The following is a 9,911-nucleotide window of genomic DNA, read 5'->3' as shown; positions in this document are numbered from 1 at the left end:
CTGCGCGTCGGGGCCGACCCCGTGCCGACCGCGGGCCGCACCGACCCCGCACACGGTCGCTCAGGAACCGAGCGATCCCGCCGGCAGGGAGCCCCCTGAGAGTGATCCCGTCCCGCCGGTGAACCCGTCCTTCCACGCCACGACCGTCGACGGCCGCGGCTGGCTGGTGCCGCCGTCCGGCCAGTGGGAGGCGGGGTTCTCGATCGAGGCCCCGTCCTTCTCCCCGGGGTGCTGGACGTTGACGATCGCCCGATCGGAGAAGACGAGCGGACCGCAGGTCTCCGCACCCACGGGAACGGTGAGGAACAACTTGGTCTCGCCCCGGTTCGGTCCCTCGGTGGCCACCGAGTAGAGCCCGTCGTTGAATCCGAGCGCGTTGCCGTCGGTCGACACCCACAGCCCACCGGCGGGGTCGAAGGCCACGTTGTCCGGGCAGGAGATCGGGCTGACCTTGGACTTGTCGAAGCCGCCGAAGTAGGTGTCGGCGGCCGCGGGGTCGCCGCAGACCAGGAGCAGGTTCCAGCCGAAGGTCGTACCGGCGTGGTCGTCGGTGATCTCGACGACCTGACCGTGCTTGTTGTCGTGCCTGGGGTTGGCCTCGTCGACCTGGCCGACGGTGCGGCGGGTGTTGTTGGTCAGGGCCAGGTAGACCTTGCCGGTCGAGGGGCTGGGCTCGACGTCCTCCGGGCGGTCCATCTTGGTGGCGCCGACCGCGTCTCCCGCCATGCGTGTGTACACGGCGACCTCCTCGGCGCTCATGCCGGGGACGTGGGAGACGGCGTTGCCGGCGGAGTCGACGGTCAGGAGCGGGATCCAGGCACCCGTACCGTCGAATGCGCCGTCCGAGGGGAGGGCGCCCGTCCCGTCGATCTCGGACTCCGGGGAGTTGCCGGTGAAGGTGGCCACGTAGAGGGTCCCCTCGTCGAGGATCCTCATGTTCTGTTCCCGGGCCGCCGGGGTCCGCCCCGGCACCATCGTCCGGCTGGAGATGAACTTGTACAGGTAGTCGAATCGCTCGTCGTCGCCGGAATAGATGACGACGGTGCCGTCCGCCGTCACGTGGACCGTCCCGCCCTCGTGCTTGAACCGGCCGAGCGCCGAGTGCTTGACGGGCGTGGAATCCGGGTTCCACGGGTCGACCTCGACGACGTAGCCGAAGCGGTTGACCTCGTTGGGTTCGACCGCCAGGTCGAAGCGGCTGTCGAAGCGTTCCCACTTGCGCCCGGACTCGCCGACCGACACCCCGTAGCGCCGGAGGGCCTCCACCCGCGCCGGGTCGGTGACGGAGCCGGTGGTGCCGAAGTACTGGTTGAAGTTCTCCTCGCCGGACAGGACCGTCCCCCAGGGGGTGTGGCCGCCGGCGCAGTTGTTGAGGGTGCCCAGCACGCGGGTCCCGGTGGGGTCGGCGGTGGTCCGGGTCAGCGGGCCGACGGCGGGGCCACGCAACTCGAACGGCGTCGTCGCGGTGATGCGGCGGTTGTACGAGCCCATCACGGGATCGAGCCCGCCGTCGTACCGTCGGCTGGCGAGTTCCACCACCGTCAGGCCGTGTGCGGCCCAGGCGATCTCGACCTGCTCCCGGGTGGGGGCCGCGGAGTCGTATCCGCGGAACATCATGGGTTCGGTCGTGTACTCGTGGTTGACCGTGAGCAGGAACCTCTCGTCACGGTCGTCCATGGGGAACAGGACCGCCAGGTCGCAGTTGAAGCCGTACTGCACCGCCTGCGCGGCGGCCGACTGGTTCTCGAAGTCGAAGGCGGGGCCTCCGGGGATCACCGGATCTCCCCACCGGATCACCACGTCGCTGGAGTGCCCGGCCGGCACCGTGACGGCGTCGGCGGTGTTGGGCGCCACGGGGACGAAGCCGGTGTCGAGTGTGCCCCCGCCGGCCGATCCGAGAGCGCCCGCCGACCCGGTGCCGAGGGAACCCTGCGCGGCGGCGGTGGTCGGCAGAACCTGCGTGGCCCCCACGGCGAGCGCGACCACGCCGGCCGCCTTGAGGGCCCCACGGCGGCTGATCTCGGCGGCGACGTCGCCGAAGTACGGATTCCCGCTGGCGTTGGGGGCGGGTGACGCGCACTGGTCGCCGCACCTGTACAGGCAGGTCAGGTGCTGGCGGCTGGAGATGCCGGGCGTGGCGATCGGAAGCGGGCGGCGGACTGACAATGGTTCTCCCTGAGGACGTGTGGGTGCGCACGGGCGCACGAGGACGGTGTGACCCTAGGGAGGGCGGGCGACGGCACGGGCGTGGTGAGGACACGTGCGGATGAACTATGGGCGCAGTGCCGGTGAACTCCGGTGTCGTGGCGCTACAGTCGTCGTGTCAACCCTCTACTCGGATCGTCCGGCACGTTCCTGCCGGTGAAGGGAAAGTGCTCGCCATGGCTTCGGTGACCTTCGAGAACGTGTCCATCGTCTATCCGGGCGCCGCACGGCGCAGTGTGGACCGGCTCGATCTGGAGATCGCCGACGGCGAGTTCCTGGTCCTGGTCGGCCCGTCCGGTTGCGGCAAGTCCACCACCCTCCGTGCGCTCGCCGGGTTGGAGGACGTCTCGGCCGGTCGCATCCTCATCGGCGACAAGGACGTGACCGGGATGGAGCCCAAGGACCGGGACATCGCGATGGTGTTCCAGAACTATGCGCTCTACCCGCACTACACGGTGCGCGAGAACATGGGTTTCGCGCTCAAGCTGGCCAAGGCGTCCAAGAAGGAGATCGCCGAGCGGGTGGACCGCGCCGCCGAGATGCTCGATCTCACGGCCTACCTCGACCGGAAGCCCAAGGAGCTCTCCGGCGGACAGCGTCAACGCGTCGCCATGGGCCGGGCGATCGTGCGCAACCCGCAGGTGTTCCTGATGGACGAGCCGCTGTCGAACCTGGACGCCAAGCTCCGGGTGGCCACCCGCGCCCAGATCGCCAAACTGCAGCGTGACCTGCGCACCACCATGATCTACGTGACCCACGACCAGGTCGAGGCCATGACGATGGGGGACAGGGTGGCGGTGCTCAAGGACGGTGTCCTGCAGCAGGTCGACACGCCTCGGGAGCTCTACCACAATCCGGTCAACGCCTTCGTCGCCGGTTTCATCGGATCGCCGTCGATGAACCTCTTCGACGCCCCCGTCGCCGACGGCAGGGTCGCCCTGGAGGGGTTCGGCGAGCAGGTCCCGGCCGGCACCGGGGCGACGGTCACGGTGGGGGTGCGGCCCGAACACCTGCGGATCGCCGGGGACGGGGACGGGTTGAGAGTCACCGTCGACCTCGTCGAGGAGTTGGGCGCGGACAGCTACCTGCACTGCTCCACGGGGGACGGCCACCCGGTGGTCTACCGGGCCGAGTCGGGCGACCACCCGGGGAAGGGCGAGACCATGTTCCTGGCCGCGCTCGACGGTGAGGTCCGCTTCTTCGATGTGGAGACCGGTCTGCGGCTGCGCTGACCACCGACCGCGGTGACCGACCGCAACACATGTTGTTGTTAAAGTGTCTTCTGTGATCTGAGTCTCGTCGCCCCCACGGTGGCGGGACGGCGGTGAGTCGGCGAGGTGACCGCTCGTGGTCCTACGTACAGGCCCCCGGTGGGTTACGCTCAGCGGGACCTCAGAGAGACCGGCGTCACAGTGAGACCGGGATCACCCGTCCGTCGGCACACGTCGGCGGTAGGCGAGACACGACAGTAGGAGAGAGCGCATGGCCGTTCACGGCAGGTTCCTCAAGGCGGCGGCGGCCGCATCGATGGTCGCGATGGTATCCGCGGCATGCACCAACGGTGGTGGTGGAGAGTCCGACGAGCAGACGGAGGCCGGCACCTCGGGGGTCGGCCCGATCACCTTCGCGATGGGCAGCAACGACACGGACAAGCTCCGTCCCGTGATCGACCAGTGGAACGCGGAGAACCCCGACCAGGAGGTCACCCTCCGCGAGCTCCCCGCCGAGCAGGACGGACAGCGCGACACACTCACGCAGTCCCTCCAGACCGAGAGCGGCGAGTACGACGTGTTCGCGCTCGACGTCACGGACACCGCCTACTTCGCGGCCAACGGGTGGCTGCAGCCGATCGAGGGCGACACCGAGATCGACACCTCCGGCCTGATCGAGGCCGCCGTGGACTCGGCGACCTACAACGGCACGCTCTACGGCATCCCGCAGAACACCAACGCGCAGCTGCTGTACTACCGCACCGACCTCCAGCCCGAGGCCCCCGCCGACTGGGACGCGCTGGTCGCGTCCTGTGAGGCCGCCGAGGGAGCCGACGTCGACTGCCTGCAGACGCAGCTCAGCCTCTATGAGGGCCTCACCGTCGCCGCGACCCAGTTCATCCACAGCTGGGGCGGCCAGGTCGTGGGCGACGACGGGCAGACCCCGGAGCTCGACACCGACCAGGCTCGCGCCGGCCTCACCGCGCTGGTCGACGCCTACCAGAACGGCGTGATCCCCCCGCAGACCGACGCCTTCACGGAAGAGGAGACCGCACAGGGCTTCCTCGCCGGCGAGACCATGTACTCGTACAACTGGCCGTACATGTACGAGTCGGGCCAGTCCGATCCCACCTCGCAGGTCCAGGGTCGGTTCGAGGTCGCGCCGATCGTCGGTCAGGATGGCGCGGGCCGGTCGACTCTCGGTGGCTACAACAACGCCATCAACGTGTTCTCCGAGAACAAGGCCACCGCTCAGGCGTTCCTCGAGTACATCATCTCGGAGGACGTCCAGATGAGCTTCGCCGAGCAGTCGTTCCCGCCGGTCCTGTCCTCGATCTACGACGACGAGGCGCTGCAGCAGCAGTTCCCGTACATGCCGGCCCTCAAGGCGGCGCTCGAGAACGCCGAGCCGCGCCCGGTCACGCCGTACTACCCGGCGGTGTCCAAGGCGATCCAGGACAACACCTTCGCCGCACTGCGTGGCGAGAAGAGCGTCGAGCAGGCACTCACCGACATGAGCGCCGCGATCGACCAAGCGGCTCAGTGACACCAGAGTCCGGACGGCAGTGATGACGACACGGCGCTGATGGGCCCCGGGGTACTATCCCGGGGCCCATCGGCCGTCGTGGTGAGGGCGGGCGCGATCCGATGAGGAGCTGCAGCGATGACGACGAGTGAGAAGGCCCCGGCGCCACTGGTCGAGAAGAGGTTCGACTGGCGACCGGTGTGGATGGTGGGTCCCGCCCTCGCGATCCTCGCGGTGGTGATCGGCTACCCCGTCGTCCGTGCGGTGTACCTGTCCTTCCGGGCCGACCGGGGCCTCGACCCCGCCACCGGGATGTTCTCCGACGGCGGTTTCGCGGGTTTCCAGCACTATCTCTACTGGCTCACCCAGGCGTGCCCGGCGAGGGGCGGCGACGGCACCGTCCCGTGTCCGCCCGGCGTCTCGGCCGTCGACTTCTGGCCCGCGATGGGCAACACCCTGTTCTTCACCGTCACCACCGTCTCACTCGAGACGGTCCTCGGCTTCGCCATGGCAGTGGTCATGGGCAAGAGCATCTGGGGGCGGTCCCTCCTGCGCGCGGCGGTCCTCGTCCCGTGGGCCATCCCCACGGCGGTCACCGCCAAGCTGTGGGCGTTCATCTTCGCCCCCAACGGCATCGCCAACACGATGCTGGGCACCAACATCGCCTGGACCACCGACCCGTTCTACGCCCGCATGGCGATCATCGTGGCGGACGTGTGGAAGACCGCGCCCTTCATGGCTCTGCTGATCCTCGCCGGGCTGCAGATGATCCCCGGGGACGTCTACGAGGCCGCCCGGGTCGACGGCGCCTCCCGATGGCAGCAGTTCACCAGGATCACACTGCCGCTCGTGCGTCCGGCGCTCATGGTGGCGATCCTGTTCCGGACCCTGGACGCCCTGCGCATGTACGACCTGCCCGTGATCCTCGTGTCGGCCAACTCGGGCTCGCCCACCGCGACGGTCTCCATGCTGGTGGTCAACGAGATGCGGATGGGCAACTTCAACAGCGCCTCCGCGATATCGACGCTGGTGTTCCTGCTGATCTTCGCCGTGGCGTTCGTGATGGTGAAGTTCCTCGGCGCGAACGTCGTCGATGACCGCACCGGCAAGAAGGAGGAGATCCGGTGAGTCACCGAGCGCCCGACCAGTCCACGTCGTCCCTCACGCGGTCGACCACCTCGTCGTCACGATCAGGCGCGCACGATCGGGACCGCGCCGACGACCTGCGCCCACCCCGCAAGCCGCTCGGGCCGAGGATCGGCACCTATGTCGGGGCCCTGCTCATCCTGATCTGGGGCCTGGCGCCGTTCTACTGGATGCTCGTCACCGCGTTCCGCGACAACCGGTTCGTGTTCTCCGCCAGCCCCGTGCCCTCGCACCTCACCCTGGACAATTTCCGCGAGGCGCTGGCGACGGACGCGGGTAACAACTTCTTCGGCGCGATCATCAACTCGGTGATCATCAGTTCCATCACCACCGCGCTGGCGTTGCTCTTCGGCGTGTTCACGGCCTACGCGCTCGCGCGGGTGGACTTCCGAGGCAAGTTCCTCGTCACCGGCGTCATCCTGGCCGCGTCGATGTTCCCCGGTGTCGCGCTGGTCACGCCGCTGTTCCAGTTGTTCACCGACATCGGGTGGATCGGCACCTATCAGGCGCTCATCATCCCCAACATCTCGTTCGCGCTGCCGCTGACCATCTACACGCTGACCTCGTTCTTCAACGACCTGCCGTGGGAGCTGGAGGAGGCCGCTCGCGTCGACGGAGCCACGCGCGGCCAGGCCTTCATCAAGATCATCCTGCCGCTCGCCGCGCCGGCTCTGTTCACCACCGCCATCCTGGCGTTCATCATCACGTGGAACGAGTTCCTGCTGTCACAACAGCTGTCCAACTCCTCGACCGAGCCGGTCACCGTGGCGATCGCGCGGTTCTCGGGGGTCAACCCCTACATCCCGCCGCACGCCGCGATCATGGCGGCGGGCGCGCTCGTCACCGTCCCGCTGGTGATCATGGTGCTGATCTTCCAGCGACGGATCATCTCCGGCCTCACCGCCGGCGGTCTGAAGAGCTGACCCGGCCGTGGCGCGGAGCGGTGGGGACGCACTCGGAACCCGGCAGCGGCTGGAGGTCCTGGGCGGGTTCGTGGGGTTCTTCACCGTGATCGCACTGGTCAACGCGGTCGGCCTGATCGTGGCCGGGCGCCCGTCGATCCTCGCCTCGTTCGTGCTGGTGCTCATGCTCGCGGCGTCCTGGTACACCTTCCGCGTGTGGCGGCGCGCCGACCGCGCCGTGGGCCGCGGCTGACCCGGGCGTCAGCGGTCGTCCCGCCAGGCCACCAGCGACTCCACCAGGTCCAGCGGGTACTCGGGCCCGTTGAGGCCCACGGTGAACAGCGTGACGCCCTCGGCCACCAGGGCATCGGCCGAGCGCCGCGCCTCGTCCGCGGAGGAGGCGCCGCCGATCTCGGTGGAGCGTTCGATCTCACCGGGGTCCCGGCCGACGTCGGCGCAGTGCCGGGCCAGCACCGCGGACTTGTGCCGGTAGGTCTCCACGTCCACGAACGAGTGCCAGATGTCGGCATGGCGGGCGACGTGCCTGAGCGTCTTGCGCTCGCCCCCGCCGCCCAACAGCACCGGGATGTGCCGGGTCGGGGCAGGGGTGAGCCGGGCGAGGCGCCGCTCGATCCGGTCGAGGGAGTCCCCGAGGTCGTCGAGACGCGACCCCTTGGTCCCGAAGTCGTACCCGTACTCGGCGTAGTCCCGCTCGAACCACCCGCTGCCCAGCCCCAGGATCAGCCGCCCGCCCGAGATGTGGTCGACCGTGCGGGCCATATCGGCCAGCAGGTCCGGGTTCCGGTAGCTGTTGCAGGTGACCAGCGCGCCGATCTCGACCCGCTCGGTCTGCTCGGCCCAGGCGGCGAGCGTGGTCCAGCACTCGAAGTGCGCGCCGTCGGGGTCGCCGTAGAGCGGATAGAAGTGGTCCCAGTTGAAGACGACGTCCACACCCGCGTCCTCGGACCGACGGACGGCATCGCGCAGGAGCTCGTAGTCGGGCGCGTGCTGCGGTTGCAGTTGGACGGCGATGCGGACCGGGCGTTCGGTGTTCGGGGTCATGCGCCCAGTGTGGTCCGTTCCGCCGCCCCGCGCACCCGACGCGCACCCGACCCTGGCCACCGTGCGCCCGACCAGGCCCGGCGTGCGCGGTCGCTACCGCTCGCGCTCGAGGACGAACCAGAAGTGCTCGCCCTCGTGGAGGGTCCCCCGGCCGTTCATCACGGCCAGCAGGGTGTCGGGATCGACGACGGCGAAGTGGTCGATCACCGGCAGCCGGTCGTAGACCATCGACGCGCACGGGCGGCCGCGGAACGAGACCTCCCACAGCGACGCCCCGCCTCCGCCCGTGGCGGAGGTGTCCGGGACAACGGACCCCGAGTCGTCGGTGACGAGGATCGGGTCCACCTTGTGCGGGTCGGTGAAGTCCTTTCCCCACCATCGCATCTGCCCGAGCATCGCGAACATCGGATGCCCGGTGTCGAGGCCGGCGCCCCTCCACCGGCTGCCGGCGATCGCGTCGATCCGGGCGGGCTCGAGTGAGTCCCAGAGCGTCGTCACCCGGTCGGTGGGGACGGTCTCCAGGGCCCGGATCGCCTCCAGCTCGTCGGCGTGCGGTGCGCTCACAGCCCGTAGGTCTTCCCGATGATGTCCCGCTGGATCTCGTTGGTGCCGCCGTAGATCGTGGAGACGACGGCCTGGCGCACCAGGCGTTCCATGCCGTACTCGGTGGCGTAGCCGTAGCCGCCCATCGACTGCATGCACTCGAGCGTCACGCGTTTGCTCAGCTCGGTCGCCTTGAGCTTGGCCATGGAGGCCTCGCGGGGGAGCAGGGCCGCGGGGTCCGACTCGTCGACCTTCCTGGCCACGGCGTAGACCAGCAGGCGGGTGGCCTCGATCTCGGTGGCCAGGTCGGCCATGCGGTGCCGGATGACTTGGAACGACCCGACGGGTCGGCCGAACTGTTCGCGTTCACGGATGAACGTCAGGCAGTCGTCGAAGGCCCGCTGCGCCACCCCGAGCTGCATGGCGGCCAGGATGAGCCGCTCGATGTTGAGCCCGGCCATGAGCTGCTTCCAGCCGCCCCCGACCTCGCCGATCACGGACTCGGCGGGCAGGCGTACGTCGGTGAAGTAGAGGTCGTTGACCTCTCTACCGCCCATGGTGTCGATACCGCTCATCTGCAGCCCCTCGACGTCGGCGGGGACGTCGAACATGGTGATTCCCTCGTGTTTGGCGCCGGTCGAGTCGGTGCGCGCCACCAGCAGGATGCGGTCGGCGAAGTGGGCGTTGGAGCACCAGGTCTTCTGTCCGGTGATCACCCAGTCGTCACCGTCGCGGACGGCCTTGCAGCGCAGCGCGGCCACGTCGGACCCGGCGCCGGGCTCGGACATGGAGATGGCCAGGGTGCCGCCCGCGACGACCAGTTCGAGGGCCCGCTTGCGCTGCTCCTCGGTGCCGAACTTCTGGATCGCCGCCGCGGTGATGAGGGTGGGGCCGATGCCTCCGATCGGGGCGAGGCCGCGCAACGAGCGTTCGAGCAGGAGGCAGAGTTCCACGGCCCCCGCGTCGGCGCCCCCGTACTCCTCGGGCACGGTCAGGCCCAACCAGCCCAGCTCGGCCATTTTTGCGTAGATCTCGGGGGAGTGGGTGCCGCCCTCGGTGGTGAGCTGCCCTCTCTTCTCGACGCTGCCGACCTCGCGCGCGCAGAAGTCGTCGATGGATCTGGCGAAGTCCTGCTGCTCCTCGGTGAGGATGTCGAACACGGCTGGCCTCGGCTTTCTGACAGGGGGTGACGGTGGCGGGCAGGGTGGACTACTGTGGCCCGTATCACCGTAGGCTACATCAAATATATGTGATCGAGAATGGAGTGAAGTCGAATGACGACAACCGAGCCCAGCAAGACCGGCCCCGCGTTCGCGA

At 69.0% G+C, this 9,911-nt stretch carries 9 protein-coding genes; 5 read left to right on the top strand and 4 right to left on the bottom strand.

Annotated elements, in window-relative coordinates; translation table 11 throughout:
- Positions 1 to 60 precede the first annotated feature (60 nt).
- Entirely contained in the window at positions 61 to 2,166 is a 2,106-nt protein-coding gene (locus tag G6019_RS07245) for a PhoX family protein (RefSeq protein ID WP_182627294.1), read from the bottom strand.
- A 215-nt stretch (positions 2,167 to 2,381) separates the two neighbouring features.
- On the opposite strand from G6019_RS07245, the gene G6019_RS07240 reads away from it, so the two are divergent.
- From G6019_RS07240 to G6019_RS07220, 5 genes are all read left to right on the top strand, one after another.
- Positions 2,382 to 3,437, top strand: coding sequence for an ABC transporter ATP-binding protein (locus tag G6019_RS07240; RefSeq protein ID WP_107758297.1), 1,056 nt, complete (start codon positions 2,382 to 2,384; stop codon positions 3,435 to 3,437).
- 250 nt (positions 3,438 to 3,687) lie between these two features.
- Entirely contained in the window at positions 3,688 to 4,962 is a 1,275-nt protein-coding gene (locus tag G6019_RS07235; RefSeq protein WP_107757831.1) for an ABC transporter substrate-binding protein, read from the top strand.
- Positions 4,963 to 5,079: 117 nt separating this feature from the next.
- Complete coding sequence (locus G6019_RS07230; RefSeq protein WP_182612238.1) at positions 5,080 to 6,069, top strand: carbohydrate ABC transporter permease; 990 nt, start codon at positions 5,080 to 5,082, stop codon at positions 6,067 to 6,069.
- Complete coding sequence (locus G6019_RS07225; protein ID WP_375539750.1) at positions 6,066 to 7,010, top strand: carbohydrate ABC transporter permease; 945 nt, start codon at positions 6,066 to 6,068, stop codon at positions 7,008 to 7,010. Before G6019_RS07230 ends, G6019_RS07225 begins: the two co-directional genes overlap by 4 nt.
- A 7-nt stretch (positions 7,011 to 7,017) precedes the next feature.
- Entirely contained in the window at positions 7,018 to 7,242 is a 225-nt protein-coding gene (locus G6019_RS07220; RefSeq protein ID WP_107757830.1) for a hypothetical protein, read from the top strand.
- Between the two features lie 8 nt (positions 7,243 to 7,250).
- Here the strand turns inward: G6019_RS07220 and G6019_RS07215 are convergent, their stop codons facing one another.
- The 3 genes from G6019_RS07215 to G6019_RS07205 form a co-directional block, all read right to left on the bottom strand.
- Complete coding sequence (locus tag G6019_RS07215; RefSeq protein ID WP_182612237.1) at positions 7,251 to 8,051, bottom strand: LLM class F420-dependent oxidoreductase; 801 nt, start codon at positions 8,049 to 8,051, stop codon at positions 7,251 to 7,253.
- 93 nt (positions 8,052 to 8,144) lie between these two features.
- Complete coding sequence (locus G6019_RS07210) at positions 8,145 to 8,615, bottom strand: DUF4334 domain-containing protein (RefSeq protein ID WP_182612236.1); 471 nt, start codon at positions 8,613 to 8,615, stop codon at positions 8,145 to 8,147.
- Positions 8,612 to 9,754 carry an acyl-CoA dehydrogenase family protein gene (locus tag G6019_RS07205; RefSeq protein WP_107757827.1) on the bottom strand — a complete coding sequence of 381 codons (1,143 nt, stop codon included), beginning with the start codon at positions 9,752 to 9,754 and terminating at the stop codon, positions 8,612 to 8,614. The genes G6019_RS07210 and G6019_RS07205 overlap by 4 nt, the downstream gene beginning before the upstream one ends.
- Positions 9,755 to 9,911 lie beyond the last annotated feature (157 nt).

The organism is Dietzia sp. DQ12-76, from assembly GCF_014145045.1.
GTDB lineage: Bacteria > Actinomycetota > Actinomycetes > Mycobacteriales > Mycobacteriaceae > Dietzia.
This window is presented reverse-complemented; position numbering and strand designations above follow the sequence as displayed.

Coding starts and splice junctions, on each gene's coding strand:
- G6019_RS07235 (WP_107757831.1), top strand. CDS start 3,688: ATGGCCGTTCACGGCAGGTTCCTCAAGGCGGCGGCGGCCGCATCGATG.
- G6019_RS07215 (WP_182612237.1), bottom strand. CDS start 8,051: ATGACCCCGAACACCGAACGCCCGGTCCGCATCGCCGTCCAACTGCAA.
- G6019_RS07230 (WP_182612238.1), top strand. CDS start 5,080: ATGACGACGAGTGAGAAGGCCCCGGCGCCACTGGTCGAGAAGAGGTTC.
- G6019_RS07240 (WP_107758297.1), top strand. CDS start 2,382: ATGGCTTCGGTGACCTTCGAGAACGTGTCCATCGTCTATCCGGGCGCC.